This is a genomic window from Candidatus Bathyarchaeota archaeon (genome assembly GCA_026014745.1).
Taxonomy (GTDB): domain Archaea; phylum Thermoproteota; class Bathyarchaeia; order Bathyarchaeales; family Bathycorpusculaceae; genus Bathycorpusculum.
This window is the reverse complement of the sequence record JAOZHS010000003.1, coordinates 294,969-311,521: the sequence shown is the minus strand read 5'-3', so window position 1 is coordinate 311,521 and position 16,553 is coordinate 294,969. Positions and strand designations below refer to the sequence as shown.

At 44.8% G+C, this 16,553-nt stretch carries 14 protein-coding genes; 10 read left to right on the top strand and 4 right to left on the bottom strand.

The window, feature by feature from the left end:
• Nucleotides 1–75 precede the first annotated feature (75 nt).
• Entirely contained in the window at nt 76–723 is a 648-nt protein-coding gene (locus NWE92_12820) for a hypothetical protein (protein MCW4030515.1), read from the top strand.
• 42 nt (nt 724–765) lie between these two features.
• On the opposite strand, the gene NWE92_12815 is transcribed toward NWE92_12820, so the two are convergent.
• Nucleotides 766–1,605: a hypothetical protein gene (locus NWE92_12815; GenBank protein ID MCW4030514.1), complete on the bottom strand. Its 840-nt coding sequence runs from the start codon at nt 1,603–1,605 to the stop codon at nt 766–768.
• A gap of 165 nt (nt 1,606–1,770) precedes the next feature.
• Between NWE92_12815 and NWE92_12810 the strand changes: the two genes are divergently transcribed.
• Complete coding sequence (locus NWE92_12810) at nt 1,771–4,455, top strand: hypothetical protein (GenBank protein ID MCW4030513.1); 2,685 nt, start codon at nt 1,771–1,773, stop codon at nt 4,453–4,455.
• 327 nt (nt 4,456–4,782) lie between these two features.
• Here the strand turns inward: NWE92_12810 and NWE92_12805 are convergent, their stop codons facing one another.
• Nucleotides 4,783–5,577: a tryptophan-rich sensory protein gene (locus NWE92_12805; protein MCW4030512.1), complete on the bottom strand. Its 795-nt coding sequence runs from the start codon at nt 5,575–5,577 to the stop codon at nt 4,783–4,785.
• Between the two features lie 168 nt (nt 5,578–5,745).
• Here NWE92_12805 and NWE92_12800 point away from each other — a divergent pair, with 168 nt between their 5' ends.
• The 7 genes from NWE92_12800 to NWE92_12770 all read left to right on the top strand — a co-directional run bounded on the left by NWE92_12800 (nt 5,746) and on the right by NWE92_12770 (nt 14,006).
• The gene (locus NWE92_12800; protein MCW4030511.1) at nt 5,746–6,183 is read left to right on the top strand and encodes a hypothetical protein; all 438 of its coding nucleotides are present in this window, start codon (nt 5,746–5,748) and stop codon (nt 6,181–6,183) included.
• 595 nt (nt 6,184–6,778) lie between these two features.
• Nucleotides 6,779–9,211, top strand: a complete 2,433-nt coding sequence (locus tag NWE92_12795; protein ID MCW4030510.1) for a hypothetical protein — start codon at nt 6,779–6,781, stop codon at nt 9,209–9,211.
• Nucleotides 9,212–10,813, top strand: a complete 1,602-nt coding sequence (locus tag NWE92_12790) for a type II/IV secretion system ATPase subunit (protein MCW4030509.1) — start codon at nt 9,212–9,214, stop codon at nt 10,811–10,813.
• Nucleotides 10,813–11,697 (top strand): type II secretion system F family protein, encoded by an 885-nt coding sequence (locus NWE92_12785; protein ID MCW4030508.1) that lies wholly within the window; start codon nt 10,813–10,815, stop codon nt 11,695–11,697. The genes NWE92_12790 and NWE92_12785 overlap by 1 nt, the downstream gene beginning before the upstream one ends.
• A 1-nt stretch (nt 11,698) precedes the next feature.
• The gene (locus tag NWE92_12780) at nt 11,699–12,568 is read left to right on the top strand and encodes a type II secretion system F family protein (GenBank protein MCW4030507.1); all 870 of its coding nucleotides are present in this window, start codon (nt 11,699–11,701) and stop codon (nt 12,566–12,568) included.
• The gene (locus NWE92_12775; GenBank protein MCW4030506.1) at nt 12,565–13,599 is read left to right on the top strand and encodes a hypothetical protein; all 1,035 of its coding nucleotides are present in this window, start codon (nt 12,565–12,567) and stop codon (nt 13,597–13,599) included. Before NWE92_12780 ends, NWE92_12775 begins: the two co-directional genes overlap by 4 nt.
• Before the next feature lie 77 nt (nt 13,600–13,676).
• Nucleotides 13,677–14,006 carry a hypothetical protein gene (locus tag NWE92_12770; protein MCW4030505.1) on the top strand — a complete coding sequence of 110 codons (330 nt, stop codon included), beginning with the start codon at nt 13,677–13,679 and terminating at the stop codon, nt 14,004–14,006.
• Between the two features lie 67 nt (nt 14,007–14,073).
• On the opposite strand, the gene NWE92_12765 is transcribed toward NWE92_12770, so the two are convergent.
• Together NWE92_12765 and NWE92_12760 are read right to left on the bottom strand one after the other, a co-directional pair.
• Nucleotides 14,074–15,267 (bottom strand): cation:proton antiporter, encoded by a 1,194-nt coding sequence (locus NWE92_12765; GenBank protein ID MCW4030504.1) that lies wholly within the window; start codon nt 15,265–15,267, stop codon nt 14,074–14,076.
• A gap of 162 nt (nt 15,268–15,429) precedes the next feature.
• Complete coding sequence (locus NWE92_12760; protein ID MCW4030503.1) at nt 15,430–15,564, bottom strand: hypothetical protein; 135 nt, start codon at nt 15,562–15,564, stop codon at nt 15,430–15,432.
• 339 nt (nt 15,565–15,903) lie between these two features.
• Between NWE92_12760 and NWE92_12755 the strand changes: the two genes are divergently transcribed.
• Nucleotides 15,904–16,527, top strand: a complete 624-nt coding sequence (locus NWE92_12755) for a hypothetical protein (GenBank protein ID MCW4030502.1) — start codon at nt 15,904–15,906, stop codon at nt 16,525–16,527.
• Nucleotides 16,528–16,553 lie beyond the last annotated feature (26 nt).

Below are 16,553 nucleotides of genomic sequence, written 5' to 3'. Positions count from 1 at the left end.
TTAAAAGGGCTTTCTTGGTGTAAAATTCGAAGTTGGCTTGCTAGAACAAAATATCTGCTAGTTTGCATATCTATCATGATTTTTCTAATCATAATTCCCTATACCTTCACTCAATACGCCTTTGGTCGACTGATACTTGGGTTCTGGGTAGCCTTCATTTTAATCACCATCAGCTTCTCTGTTTACCGCGTAAGGGTTGGTGGAAAAATTTGTTTATTGCTCATATGTGCAACTCTTTTCTCGATTGCTCTAAACATTATCCTCGCAACAGATACAACTGAATTAGTTAACAGAATTCTAACCTCGCTAACTTTAGCGTCGGTAACCATTATTATCTTTGCTGACTTAGCGACAAACAAAGTTGAAGAGCATTTCACTTCTGACTATATCTGGGGCGGTATCGCCACATACCTGTTAATAGGGTTGACGTGGGGTTCATTTTATCACTTAGTAGAACTGGTTACTCCGGGGTCATTTGTGGTTGTAACCCCCGAAGGTACGTTGGGCTTTCCAGTTTTTATTTACTTTAGTTATTATGTACTAACCAGCGTTGGCGGCGTTTTAACTCCAATTACTTTACAAGCTCAGTCAATAGTCATGATAGAACCCATAGTGGGCGTTTTGTACATCGCGATTTTAATTGCCCGTTTAATCAATCTCTACTTTGGAAAAAGGACCGCAAAGGCAAGGGTCGCTGAAGAAGCGGCAGATTACTATTTGTAATGTAGACGACACAATCACGTGCTGAGTACTCAAACGGGTTGGTTATCTTTTTGTTGTGAACATTTCTACACATTTTTTATTTTCTACTGGGTAATGTAGAGTAGCGTTTTTCCAGCAAGCTTCAAAATAACCCATCACGACGTTTAGTAAAGACTCGTTATTTGACCATAATGAGGGCAAATGCATGAAACTGGAGCCTGTGAAAGTGCTTAACAGGACTACTTTGCCGTCGAAAATTACGCATTTAGGCTTTAGGGGGCTTGACAGATATTTGATGTTGAAATTGCGGTATTTTAGGCAATTTTGGTACTGTTTGGGCAACTGGTTCCTGTCGGGTATCGCTGTAATCCAACGGACTTTTAAACCCCTGTTCAACAAAGAATCAACGGAACCCGACAAAAAATCAAACCACGGCAGGACCTCATTAATTGAAGCGACGCAGTCAACGGTGTGCTGGAGGTTATCCAATTCTTCTTTTATCTTGTTGATGATGGCTTCTCGTTCGGTGATTAATGCGAATTGTTCCTCTTCGGATAGGAGGGGTATTTCATTTAAGTTTAGAGTGGCTCTTTGAACAAACTGTTGGGCTTGATCTTTTAATTCGTCGAAGTCGCCGATTTTTCTTTGTAGAAGAATATTAACCGCTTCTTGTGGGGGAACACTGCGAAACTTTGCGGGTCTAGCCAGTGTCTTCTGGACAATGCCCAAGGCTTGTAGCTCATCTAGAAGCCGATAGACGTCTTGTCGAGGGACACCAGCAAATTTTGCAATGATTGTCCCTTTTGAGCCGCCTCTTAATCGTAGAAGCGCAAGGTACACCTTGCCTTGAGATGCAGTCAAACCCAGATTCATCAGAGTTTGAGCTTCACCTAACCCCTTCAAAGCCCTGCCTCTGCTTTTCGTGTATCAACTGATTATATATTTATTAATTTCCGTTAAACGCTTGTCAGCTTACTCTCTTACGACAGGCTATGTTAAACAAACTTACGGCGCTTACTTTTATAGAAAAAACCAAAAAGTGGCTAACACAGAAAAAGGCGAAAAATTATGCAAAAAAAGAAAATAATGTTAACATTCGCGTTGAGCCTAATGTTATCCATAACAATTTCGATGATTGCATTACCCCTCACTGAGGCACACACCCCTCCATGGAATGTGCCAACTTGGACATACGTTGCAGTCACAAACGAAGTCATAGGCGTTGGACAAACAACAGTCATAGTCTTCTGGAGCAATGCAGTGCCACCTACAGCGCAGGGCAAGTATGGCGACGCATGGACATTCTGGATTGACATAACCTCACCTGCCGGAGTCGAATCAACACTGGGGCCCTTCCTTTCCGACCCAGTCGGCGGTTCATGGACAACTTTCTCACCTACTGAAGTTGGAGACTACACTATCGTCGCTCGCATGGATTCAAAGAAAATTGACGGTTCACCTAACGGCTTACCTCCAGGATTTGGTGCAATGAGTTCTGGATACAACAATATGAACGACACCTACCTCGCCAGCCAAAGCGACCCCATAACCCTAACAGTGCAAGAAGCTCCAATCCCCATGTGGCCTGAAGCACCACTACCTGACAGCTATTGGACACGCCCCATAAACGCTATGAGCAGAAACCAGTATGTGCTAGCTGGCAACTGGTTAGCTGGAGCAGCCCAAGTAAATGGTCCAACACAAAACTTCGGTTACGGACTAGGACCTGAAAGCGCCCACATTTTATGGGCAACACCCATGTGGTCTGGCGGCATCATGGACGAACGATTCGGCGAAACAGGATATCAAACTGCGCACTACGAAGGTCTATCCTTTACGCCCCCAATAATTCTTGACGGCAAAGTGTTCTACAACGTTCAATCACTGCCCCGAGAAGGCTGGTACTGCCTTGACTTATACACTGGCGAAACCCTCTACTTCCACAACACCACGGGCCCAGTCGTTGGAACAGGCGGCGGTTTCTCCTCATCAGGCAGCATCGCAGGCGAAGCGCTCTCTTTTGGACAAATCTACGATTACGAGTCACCTAACCAACACGGCGGCTTCCCCTATCTATGGAGCAAACCCTACGCAGACTTCTTTGGCACACCCAACCCCAATGCGTCTTGGATGATGTTTGATGCATACTCAAGCAACTACATCTGTAGCATTAACAACATACCCAGCTGGGCAACAGGCGGCGGAGGCTTCTTTGTCAGCTACGACCAAGTCTATGGCAAAGACGGAAGCATAACCGCATACCACATACAAAACTACGGAAACACCACCAACCCCAAAAATTACCTGCAAGTTTGGAACACCAGCCAAGCCATCTGGTACAAGCCATACTTCGCCAGTAACGACTATTGGATGTGGCGACCTACACTTAACAAAACCTTCGACGGCAACAACGGCTACTCATTAAACGTATCCATAGGCAGTGACATTTCAGGTACCATCTATGCAGTTCGCGAAGGCAACATGATTATCGGCGGCACAGCCGGAAAGAACTCCCCCAACGAAACAATCGTTCAAGGCAACCTCTGGGCGTTGAATCTTGACCCCTCAAAGGGCCCAATGGGTGCTACCCTTTGGAACCGCAAATTCACGCCTCCAGAGACAACTTACAACAGCCTATCAGCATTTGGTACATTCACAAGTGGCGCTATGAGTGGACCTGTTGTTGACCCTGAAGATGGCGTTTTCCTCTACAGTGAATCTCTTTCAAGGAACTGGTGGTGCTACAGCCTCGACACGATGCAGCAATTGTGGAAGACAAGTACGCCTGAATCGCAAATGAACTTCTACGGATTATCCTACAACATATACCAAGGTAAACTGCTATCGCTTGGTTACGGCGGCATAATGAATGCCTACGATATTAAAACCGGTGAACTTCTCTGGAACTACACTGCTGCTCAATACGGCGATGAATCTCCATATGGTAATTACCCCATCGGCATCGCCTGCGTTGCAGACGGCAAACTATACTTGACCTCTAGCGAACACTCTCCCACTCAACCCCTGTGGCGTGGCTCGTACTTGCGCTGTGTCAATGCATCAAACGGTGTTGAACTTTGGAAGATCAACAACTGGGGTGCAGGCATGGGCGCAGGAAGCGGCGCAGTGGTTGCAGACGGCAACATCGTAACCCTCAACCTCTACGACAACCGCATCTACTGCTATGGTAAAGGCGCAAGTGCAACTACAGTCGCAGCATCACCTGAGGTTTCAACATTTGGCAGCACCGTACTGATAACGGGTACAGTTACAGATGACTCACGTTCTGGCAGTCGTGACATAAACGGTGGCTTAGAAACCCCGCTCAAAGGTACCCCCGCTATTTGCGACGCTGACATGCAAGCATGGATGGAATACCTCTTCATGGACCAAGGCAAACCCCTTGACCTCAAAGGCGTCGACATGGTCTTTGAAACTCTCGACCCCAACGGCAACTACTACAAAATCGGCAACACTACCAGCGACGGAAACGGAAACTACGGCTTCGCATTCCACCCTGAAGTTCCCGGCTTATACACTATCTTCGCTCGATTTGATGGCACACACTCGTATTACCCATCTTCAGCAACAACCTATCTTTCCGTGGATGAAGCGGCTCCAACTGCAACTCCGCAACAAGCAATTACTTTACCCCAGACAGAGACCTACATCCTTGGCGTCGGAATTGCTATAATCATCGCTGTCGCCATCGTCGGCGTTGTATTGTTGATGGCCATCAGGAAGCGACCATAAAAAAACGTACCTCAATAACTTCCCCCTCTTTTTTTATTTTTGTTTGTATGCGGGTTGTGGTGTTGGTTCTTGTGGAGAAAAAACCAATCCATACATGCTTCCACATGCACATCGCGGCGATTTCAACATAGCTGCATGTTGGGCGTGTGGTGAGATTCGGTTATGCCACATCCAAACAGGCGTAGAAACAGGCTGCAAACCCAAAGAACAAACGCCGCCTACAACTATCTTGTGGCATCCTGTAAACCGCAGCGCCCACACAAAGAGACAAAACAAAACTTTGAACTACTGTTTTGTTTTTCTTTTGTAGAAATCAAGATTGCGCTATCAGTCTATCTCTGTTGCAGGACTCTTCTTTTTTCTTCTTAGCAAAGTTATGATGACTACCACAATTATCGCGACGCCCACGATGATGCTGCCTATCTGTGTTAACAGCATAACCGTTTGATTGCCGCTATTGTTCATCCCGATGCCGACTAAAGCCCAGATGACCACCAACGCGTAAGCCACGTCTTTACGAATTCCAAGCATAAGCAGAGTTATAACTAACGCAACTGCGACAACGATTGTTGCCCAAATTTCAGGGCTAATTCCAAAGCCATCCCAGTTATATGCAGTCAAAGTCACCGCAACATCAGCTATCGAAGCAATCGTAATCCAACCCAAATAAACGCTAAAAGGCAAATGAACTGCAAGGCGTTCGCTTGTCCTGACTTTTGAGCGCCCGATGTTTAGACGCATATAAATCGCAATTAACGAGAACAATAAGGCAAAGATGAGGATAACTGACAGGATTAGGCTTTCGTATTGCCAAACAAAAATCCAAGCGATATTAAATAAACTGCTAAGTAAAAAGAGCCAGCCGATTTTTTGGTGATATGCGCTTTTGCGTTCTCTTGGCAGTGCTTGGTAGATTACAAATGCTCCCAGAAGAACATAGATTATTCCCCAAATAGAAAACACGTAGCCCGCCGGCGTTATAAGAGTAGGATTATTGTCTGATATTGCAGCGGTGTTTTGACCGCCAATTAACATGGTGCTGCCCGCTAAGCTATTAATTAGAATAGTAAAAATGTATGCGACTATGTTTGCATAAATTAGAGTAGTACTATATTTTTGCATAAAAATCTACCATTCTACGTTATGTTGCTGTTGATATTTAAGATATTCGAACTTTTAGTTTGCGTCCTAGTGGTTTGGGCTCGAGTTTAAAATATTGATTATTGATTCATAAGAGTTAAAGTATACAAGTACAACAATAGGAAGCATATCAACTCAGGAGAAAAAAAAGTGAACCTAAAAAAACTATGTAAGAGCAAAACAGGCTTTTCAGCAGTCATAGCAGCGTTGATTCTAATGCTTCTGGCAGTAGCAGCAGGCGTAGTGGTTTACGCTTATGTTATGGGCTGGATCGGAGGCGCACAACAGAGTTCCACAAATACTGGCATAATTCAAATTGATTCTATAACTGCAAGCGTAGAAGACAAACAGATAAAACTCTATGTTCGGAACGCTGGCGGATCAGATCTTGTCCTTGATAAAATCTACATTGCAGGTACCGCCGTAGAAAATGCTACCGCTTTCACAACTTCATCGACACCACTAGATGTTCAACAAACAGCATATCTTCAGTTAGATAAACAAACCCTCGAAGCAAGTCGGTTCTATGATGTTAAGGTTGTTTGTGTTGACGGCACAACCGTGAGCACCTCAGTTGAGGCCCGATAAACAACCGAACTTTTTTCTTTTTTTATTAACGGAGTGTGAAAAACACTGTTAAAAAGGCTAATACGTTGCAAAAAAGGGGTTGCAGAAATCGTAGGTAGCCTTGTTATTATCCTAATTATCACAATCGCTGGTGTAGGAGTTTACGCATATAGCTTAAACGCCATATCTGCATCAAGCGATGACTTCACTCATAAAACAGCATATTATAGTGAGCAAGCGCAAGAGAGATTTGAAATTCTTCGCGTATGGTCCGATTCTCAAAACCGATTCAATATTACTGTATTTAATTATGGGCAAACCGACCTCCGCATAGCTGCACTCTACCTTAACGGAACTGCCGTGCAGCAATATCAAAGCGGGAAGGACACAACGATAGGAACAGGAAAACTTCTAACTGTTCAGTTTACTTCGCCCTTTACAGTTCAATCTAATTCATGCTTAGAGATACTTGCGGTTTCAGCAAGGGGAGGAAAAGCAACTGTTCTTTACGAAACTTAGACTCTCCAAAAAAGGAGTTGGTTCAGTAATAGGAGCAGTATTCATAGTTCTGATTATTTTATCTGGCTTTACGTTCTATGAATTGTCCTTGTTGAACATGAACGATTACACGGCCACCACTACCGCAATGGACATGGTGGATAGAGACCGTAGTAACGAGAAACTGTCGATTCTTTCAGTTCAAATAACAAGCGACAATAAGCTAAACATAACCGTAAAAAACATCGGTAGTCTCCAATCAAATGTGATTTGGTTAGGGTTATTTAACCAGTCAATAACACCTGAAAACCAAGGTTTTTTCAGCATAAGTGAACCTGTCTCAGTCGGGGAAACCCAGAGTTTCCTTTCCGCCTTCAAAGTTACGCCCAGTCAAAAATATACCGTGCAATTAATAACCGAGTTAGGCAACGTTTTTGACTATGCGCTTTATTCAGCAAGTCAAGTCAAACTTGATTTATCCTTGATAGCGGCTCCCCCAACTGTTTACCAATCAAACAACATCACACTCCTTCTAACGGTAACAAACAATAATCAAGAAGGCGTGGCGGCTGAAAACATAACCGTGAGCCTATCCGCGATTCCGTCTACACTAACCTCAATTTTATCCGCGCCCACATCCCTGAAGATTGATACTTTAGCGCCCGGTTCAAGCAAATTCTTCTCCTGGACCTATGCTGCAACAGAAATCGGAACCGTTCTTTTCGAAGCAACATATAACCAAGCCGCTCAAGGTACATTTACAACAGCAAGTGTTTCCATTTTATCTGCCCCCTCGGGTGGTTCAGGTGGCGATGGTGCAGGGCAAGTGCTCATAACTGGAACTGGCAACGGTTACGCAAGTTACAATCCAACACAGTGGAGTCCACAGGGTGGCACAGGTTATGTGAGCGGAACAAGTTCCAGCTTGGCAGCTAACGATTTGAATTCGGCAGTTTTCAGCTCATATTTTACGGGAACCTATGTCAACTCTAATTATTTTCCCAACTCAGAAACCTCAACTGCGGGAGTGCACAGCAATTTTAACGCGCTCAAAAGCGGACCCGACGGCACCTCTGACACGTTAACTGAGACGGATACCTCAGGAGGCGTTACAAACACTACCCTGCTAGATGATGGTTTTGAAGCTGGAAACTACAACAATTGGAATGATAATGGCGCAACCAGCTGGTCAGACGGTTCAGGCGTACCCGCAACAAGCTCAACCTACGGTTATCCTTGGCTGCCCCATAGTGGAACGTATATGGCGGATTCGGATTCAACCGATGATGGATATTTAACTTCAGATGATCTGGATATGTCCTCAGCATCGGCAATATATGTCCATTTTTGGTTCATGGAAGATGACATTGACGACAACGATAACTTCCAACTTCGATACTTCAACGGCTACTCATACAACACCATACAAAACCTAAACTACCTCTCACCCGTCGAGGACACATGGTACGAATACACTGCAAAAATAACCGACAGCCAATACTTTAGAAGCAATTTCCGTATTCAAATCAATTCGGGAACACCTGATAACGGTGAAGCCTGCTTTATTGATGATGTTTTAATCATCAAAGAAACCACGCCTCCCCCCATCTATGAATTAAATTCCGAGGTACAATGGACAAATCTGGATTATACCCAGTCAAACGAAGTTCTCGCAATATACCTTGGCGGCTACACAGGATATGACTACCTATCCGTAGACGTTTGGAACGGCGCATGGCAAAACGTAATCCCCAGTTTATCGTATGGCTGGAATAATGTTTCAATCTCCTCATATCTGACGTCCTCAACGTTTACGATACGCTTCCGAGATTCCCAGTCATTCTGGTGGTGGCAAAACAGCTGGGACATCGACGTCGCTCTCCTAAACGTCTGGGGCGGAACTGACCAGTACACCTCTCAAGTAGAGTTCACCGGGTCATCAACCACGAACAGTTGGTTATCGTTTGACAGCAACATCGCAAGCTACCTAAACACTGGCTCAGCGTCGGTGACAATTCAATACTATAACTATACCAGCGGAGTCTATATGACCAGCGGAGACGGCTACCGCTCATATACCTCTAGCGCAACATCTAACACCCGCCAACTCCAATCAATGGCTATTGTATCCGACGCAGATGATTTCAGGGATAGTTCAGGGCATTGGAAAGTGAAAATAACCGCAGTCAAGGACACAGCTACCCAATTTAACGTATACTTTGACTGGATACAAATCGACCTAAACTACACACCCAGTAGCAACACCATACCCTATGGTGGATGGCAAACCTACACAATTACCTCAAAATCAGGCACCGGATATTCGACTCCTTACGTGTATGTTTCAATATATGTTACCGGCACAGACATCACACTACTTAATGCTGCGAACGATTCGGCCATAAACAACCCCGCCTGGGTTCAACTTGACGCAAACGGCGCCTACCAAATAAAACTTCAAGCAACCAACCGCTCTGGCCAAACCGTCACAATTATCGCATCTGTGGGAACCACTGTTGGGCACAAAGCCATAACACAGGAGGCAGCCTAAATGACCCTTGAAAAACGCAAACAGAACGCTGCAGTTGTTGAAGAGAAAACAAAACCTTTGATTTTCCTTGACCTTTTCAAGAGGAAAAAACCCGCTGCCCCGCAGACTGACAAAAATGCTGACGCCGCGTCTAAGGATGATCATGATTCTCAGTTTAGAGACTTCTATGCTGTTTCGCCGCCATTTGGCAACGTTGGTATTCAGCTCGATAAGGCATCTGGTAGGTTACTCTACCGAGTTATAGAGCCAACAATGACGCCTACTGAGCAGGTTACTCTGGGAAAACTAAAAAATGCTATTCGGGAAGAAGCCAGCCTCTCGTTAGATAAGCTCAAAGATGAGCATGCTCTGGAATCGTTCTTAACAGCGGACATCAAAAAGATGGTTAAACGTTTCAGACTGGATGTCACCGCAAAATCCATGGACAAATTTGCTTACTTTATCACCAGAGATTTTCTTGGTTATGGACCTGTTGATGTTTTAATTAAGGACCAAAACATCGAAGACATTAGCTGTAACGGCGTTGGGATTCCGATTTATGTTTGGCACCGCCTATACGAGTCCTTGCCGACTAACGTAACGTTTAGCGAAAGCGCAGAACTCAACACCTTCATTACGCGGTTGGCGTACCGTTCCGGGCATCAAATTTCCATATCAAACCCCATCCTAGAAGGCGCTCTACCTGAAGGTTTCCGAATTCACGTCACGCTAGAAGAGGTTTCAAAGCGAGGCAGTACCTTCACCATTCGTAAAGTGCGAGCTAACCCCTTCACCATCATTGACCTCATTAATCTGGGGACTTTAACGCCGTTAGTGGCTGCGTACCTGTGGATTTTGGTTGAAAATAAGCGGTCCATAATCGCTTCAGGTGCTACTGCGGCGGGTAAAACGGGGCTTTTGAACTCAATTTGCACCTTCATCCCTCCCGAAATGAAAGTCGTTACCATCGAGGAGGTTCGAGAATTGCGGTTACATGAAAACTGGATTCCGATGGTGACGCGACCCTCCTTGCAGGAGGGCATCAAAGAAGTTACGCTTTTTGATTTGTTGAAGTCTTCGCTTAGGCAAAGACCCGATTACATTATCGTAGGCGAAATCCGCGGCGAAGAAGCCTTCACCTTGTTCCAGAGCATCTCTGTGGGTCACGGTGGCATGTGCACGATTCACGCGGAAGATGTTGCAGCCGTCGAGAAACGTCTCTTGACCAAACCGATGGATATACCGCCAATGTTGATTCCTCTGATGAATGTCGTTGCCCAGTTGAACCGTACTAAATTCCATGATAAAGTAGTTAGGCGTATAACGGAATTATCCGAAATTGACGAGAGCGGTGGCTTTAGGAAGCTTTTCGGGTGGGACCCGCGAGATGACGCTATCAACCTTGCTATCCCTGACATTAAGCAGAGTTTTGCATTAAACAAGGTAGCCGACTCCAAACACATTCCAGTTGAGCAAGTAGTAGAGGACCTTGAAAAACGAGAGTTAATTCTGAAATGGATGGCCCAAACCAATCTCAGCACCTATGACCAAGTCGCCGATTTAATTAGGAAATACTACGTGAATCCGCGGGAGATCTTCAATCACGTGAGGTTTGATGCCTAATGATCCATAGAGAACACTTTTTAGGCTTCATTACTGAAACAAGCTACCGTTTATTTGGTAACTTTGTCCCTAATTTTTCTAGCCTAAAGAAGGATTACGCCAAGAGCGGCATCAAAGTAACCTACGAATTGTACGCGGCACTATCCATATTCACAGTCATCATTACAGCCGCTTGTTCTTTTGCGGTCTCTTTGTTGCTTCAATCTGTACTTGGTGTTTCCCTCGCTCGAGGATTAATTGGGGCGATTATTTTGACTTTTGTAGCCAGTATGACTGCCGCGATTATCGCTGTTGCATATCCTGTTATGCGGGTCAACAAAAACAAGAATGAAATTGATTCTAACCTAATCTACACCGTCGGCTACATGAGTGTGCTTTCCGCAGGCGGTATCTCTATTGACCGCTTGTTTGAGCGCGTTGTCGAGGTTGAACCTCACCTTGCGATAAAGGACTTAGCTTTGCGCTTTACGACTAACATAAAATTATTTGGTGCGGACACTACTGCCGCGCTAAAAGATACCCAAATGCGTAGTGCTTCAGAAACCTTCTCAAAACTCCTCTTAAGTATCAACAGCACCACAAAAACCAGTGGAGACCTCAAAAGCCTCCTTGCCTTTGAAACCAATAACCTTTTAGCGTTAAAACGTGAGCAGCTCAAAAAGAGACTTGCAGGTCTGGTTGCACTCGCAGAACTCTACGTCACTGCAATGGTTATGGCGCCAGTAACTTTCATAATCATGATTACGCTTCTCTCGGTTTTGGGTAACTCATCCATGAGTTTATCGCCCGTTTCCCAACTGAACTTAATCGTGTTTTTTGGGATTCCCGTCATCTGCATAATATTTATCCTGATTTTAGACAGCGCGCTACCTAAGGAGGACTAAGATGTACTTCAATAAACGCCTAAGAACCGCAGTATGGGCAACTTCTGTAGCCGTCGGCTTCTTAGTGATAATTTCCCCCCTCCTTGTGGGCGCCTATGTTCCGACACAGCCCTACCTAATTCCTATAACTCAAGAAACAAACAACATCATCATCTTTGGATTACTCATCGCGATAATGTTTCCCGCATTCGTTGAGTACAGCAATCATAATTGGGTGCGTAAGATTGAAAGTTCCATACCGCGTCTACTTAGAGATATTTCTGAAGCGGTTAATTCAGGTGTAACCTTGCCCAAAGCTGTCGAGCAAGCCGCAGACAAAGGTTATGGACCCTTAGCCAAAGAACTGGAACGCGCCCTCACCTTGTTTACGTTAGGCACCAGCTGGGAAGACTCCATTATGTCACTCACTAAACATGTAAGCAGCCCTTCTCTTGCACGATTTGCAACCATACTCGTTGAGGCTAACCAATCTGGCGGCAAAATGAGCGAAGTACTTGATATGAGCGTGGAACTCTTTACAAACATAGATCAATATCGGCAAGAGCAACAAAACAACATGAAACCCTACCTCTACACCGTCTATGCAGCTATCGCTATCTTTTTAATAATTTCGTTTGTGGTTCTGAATCAATTTTTGATTCCGCTTGCTGCCTCAGCCCAAAATCCCTCCGGATTAGGCAACGCCATCACGGTGTTAGACACCAACTACTACACTTCAATTCTGTTTTGGGCTTCCATTGTAGAGTCTTTGTTTGCGGGTTTGATTGCAGGCAAAATTGGGGATAGATGTTATCTTGCAGGTTTGCGGCATTCAGTTATTCTGTTAATCTTAAGTCTTGTTTTCTTTAACGCCTTGGGAGGTATGGCATGAAACTGTTGACTAAAAAAGACCAACAAATAGTGGTGGATTCGAAACCATCTGATGACAAATCGGCACGTGACTTCGTAAGGGAACTGATCCGAAAAGGAATCGTAGAGATTAATCCCTATCTTGATAAATCAGGTATTCGGTACCCTGAAGCTGAGGAGCACTTTAAAAATTACAATTATTCAATGATGGTTTCTGCCTTTGATTCGCTTGTTCATCAGGGTTTTCTTAAAGATAAAGAAGTGACCCGAACCTTAATCTGTCCAAGTTGCAATTCGCCCGAAGTTCATTCTAAATTTACTTGCCCAAGATGTGGCTCACAAGATGTGGGGCTTACTCAACTTCTTGAGCATAAGGAATGCGGCTATATTGGTGCACGTAAGGACTTTATGAAAGACGAAACCATGGTTTGCCCCCGCTGTGGCACTGTGCTTTCCCAAGAAGGACTCGACTATCGAAGCATAGGTAACTTCTATCAATGTGAAAAATGCTCCAACCGTTTTGACAGACCTGAGGTTATTCATTGGTGCCTAAACTGCGGTAAGGTTTCTACTTTTCAAGATGCAAAATACATCAAGGTTTCATCGTACAGAGTTAATGATGCTGTTTTAAGTGAGCTTACCAGCGAGTTTCCGTTGCTCGAAAACTTGAGCGTGTTCTTGGAGAATAAGGGGTTCAATGTAAAGTTGCATGACAACATCACTGGGGTTTCTGGGACGCAGTCACATTTTGATTTGATTGCTGAGAAAGACAGCATCCGCATAGTCATGGATGCTTCAATAGATGGAAATAAGAGCGATGTGGTGGCGTTCTTGGCAAAGAAAATAGACGTAAACCCAACTAAGGCGTTGCTTTTGGATTTGTCAGGCGGTAACGAGTTAGCGGTGCTGGGTAAAATCTATGGCATTGACGTGTTCGGAATTGGTGTTATAGATGCAAAAGTTGAGCAGGGTGTTCCCAAGGAATTCGAGGCTTTAATAGACAAAATACTTAAAGGTTCAAATATTAAGCAATCAGATAGTGACGGCAGATAACGGTGTATGTATGTGTGGAACAGAACATCGCGTCAAGTCAAAAAGGTTCCCATTATCAAAATAAATAGGATACAAAAATGAATCCGATTCAAAATAAGCGTAACTTTGATGAAGTGCTCGGTGAAGCGATAGAGCAGGCACTTATGCTTATGGGTGAATCTGTTAAAAAAATCCTCTATTACCATATTCAAACTAAATATCTTCTAAAGCCGGAGGATATCTCAAAGAACCCTGAACTTTTTGTCCTTGCCCTACGGAGCCTGCTTGGTTCTGGTAGCGCTTATATTGAATCTTTGATTTTGAAAAAAATGTGTGAGGCTTACAATTTAGGTCCTGATGACGCTGTTTGTAATCATCGGTATGAAGAGGGCGTAAAATTAATCCGACAAAAAATAGAAAACCAATGATTCCCAGACAATCCTGATTATAATTTTATAAGGGACTGGGTAGGCCCCTCAGACTTGTTTGGAAGAATCAAATGTCACAAGTCTCTTGGGGTGTGGTGTCTTTGCGTTCTTTGCATTCCTTGTCACAGAGCACCTTCTTAAGAATCGGCATCGCAATAAACGTCGTTAGAATAACCGCCATAACAGCCACAGAGTAGATTTGGTTCGAGATTAAGCCGCTGGTTAAGCCGAGGCTGGCGATGATGAGGCCCATTTCGCCGCGTGGCGTCATGCTGATGCCGATTTTTAAGGAGTCTTTGGTGCTAAATTTGTTGGCGCGTGCCGCGATTGCGCTGCCCAAGATTTTGCCAATAAACGCTATGGCTGTAATTATGAGTCCTAAGTAGGCTGCTTGCCCGAATACGTTGAGGTTGATGAGTGTGCCGATGGAGATGAAGAAGATGGGCACGAAGAACATGTAGAGACTCTTAGTCTGCTTGAGCACCATCCTAACTTTAGGCTGCCGCTGTGACAGGGGTAGCCCCGCCGCAAACGCGCCGACTATGGCGGATAAGCCGATGGCGGCTGAGATGTAGGCGGCGAAGAAACCGTAGGCTAGTATGAACAAGATAAAGTATTCATCGTCTAGGCGGAGCTTGTCCATGAAGCGGACGAGGAGTTTGGAGCCGATAAGCACGATGACTGCCCAAAACGCGATAGCTTTGACCACTACTAAGCTGATGTCAAGCGGGTTGACGCCGCCGGATAGCACGCTTAGTACTACGGAGAGTAGGACCACGGCGACTACGTCATCGACTATGCCTGCGCCAAGTATGGTTAAGCCGAGGGGGTTGCAGAGTTTGCCCATGTCTTTGAGGAGGCGTATGGTGATGCCGATGCTGGTGGCGGTTAAGACGACGCCGAGAAATAGCGCTTCAGGTTCGGAGACGCCGAAGTATAGGGCAGTGTAGTAACAGAGAAACAGGGGAACAACCGCGCCTAAAACCCCCACTGAGAGTGAGGGCATGAGTTGTTTTTTGAGGTCGCCGATTTCGGTTTCCATGCCGATGTAGAATAGCAGGATGATGGAGCCTAACTCGGCAAACACCGCTACAGTTGCCTGATCGGTGATTAAATTGAAAATTGACGGACCCAAGATGATGCCCACCAAGAGCTCGCCTAACGCGACGGGGTAACCGAACCGTTTTATCAGCATGCCGCCCACGATAGCCGCAACTAAAAGGATGGATAGTTGAAGCACGAATTCCGTCGGGTCAGCCATGCGCTATCACGATTAGAAAACCCAATAATCGCTTAACATATTTAAATTTTGAAGACAAAAACTCTCAAACGATTCCGCCCCAAGGCTGATACCTCAGGGACCTACCCCCTTCCGTATCAGAGTTGAAAGTTTTGTTTTATCTCTTTGTGTGGGTGTTGCGGTTTACGGAACACCACAAAATAGTTGTAGGCGGCGTTTGCTTTTTGGGTTTGCGACGTGTTTCTGCGTCTGTTTGGGTGTAGCATAACTGAATTTTACCACACGCTCAACATAGTGGCATGTTGGAGCCACCGCCATGTCCGTGTGAGAGCCTGTATAGACTGATTTTTTTCTCACAAGACCAACAACACACCCAACACACAAAAAACCGCCTCCAGCCAATACAGATCTACCCCCTTAGGATTCTGCATAAAGTTTCTAATAGCATCCAAATATGCCTGTTAACCTTCTTAGATGCTTAGAGCACTTTTTGAATCGCAAAAAATCGCTGTGAAGAATCACTCAAAATTAGTTAAGAAACTTTGACTAATGAAGTCAAAGAAGTTTTACGAGAAGTCTTTTATTTTGAATGGCTCTTTGAGCAAATGATGAGGGTATTCAAAACGTGGGCTGTTTGCTTAAAGGGGGACTACTTTGATGGATAACAAGATGGTGCTTCTTTTTGTGTTGGTGACAATTAGTCTCGTGTTTAGCATTTGCTCATTTGTAATATTATTTGAAAGCCACTTTGTCAGCGTTACCAGTCAGCCCCAAAACACATACCCTACCGCTATGCCTCAACAGACGCCTTCAACAAATCCACACCCAAGCATAATACCTACCCCTACCCAGATAACCCCTACGTCGGCAATTCCTACAGCAACTCCTTCGTACCAAGTGACTACTTCAGGTAGCCTGACGGCAAATGTCGCATATACCCCTGTGAATGTTGGGCCAATGGGTGACGGACAATACCTGAAAATTAGTGGGTCCATCACAAACAACGGTCCTAATACGGCATATAACGTGGGATTAGATGTACTTGCCATCGGTCACAGCGGGCGGCTCGCTTTTCTTTACCTTGGCTCCTATGATGTAATTAATGCTACTGTTCCTGCGGCGTCGGGGATATATGATTGCAGCAAACCCCTGACTGATTCGTTTCCCTCATTAGCACCTTACCAAAAAATTACCTTCGACATAACTGTCTACCCAGATTTTGGAGTCGCTGAACCATTTATCGATCAAGTTACGATTACGCCTGTATCCAATGTACCTTAAATCAACAATTCGATAAAGAAAGAAAA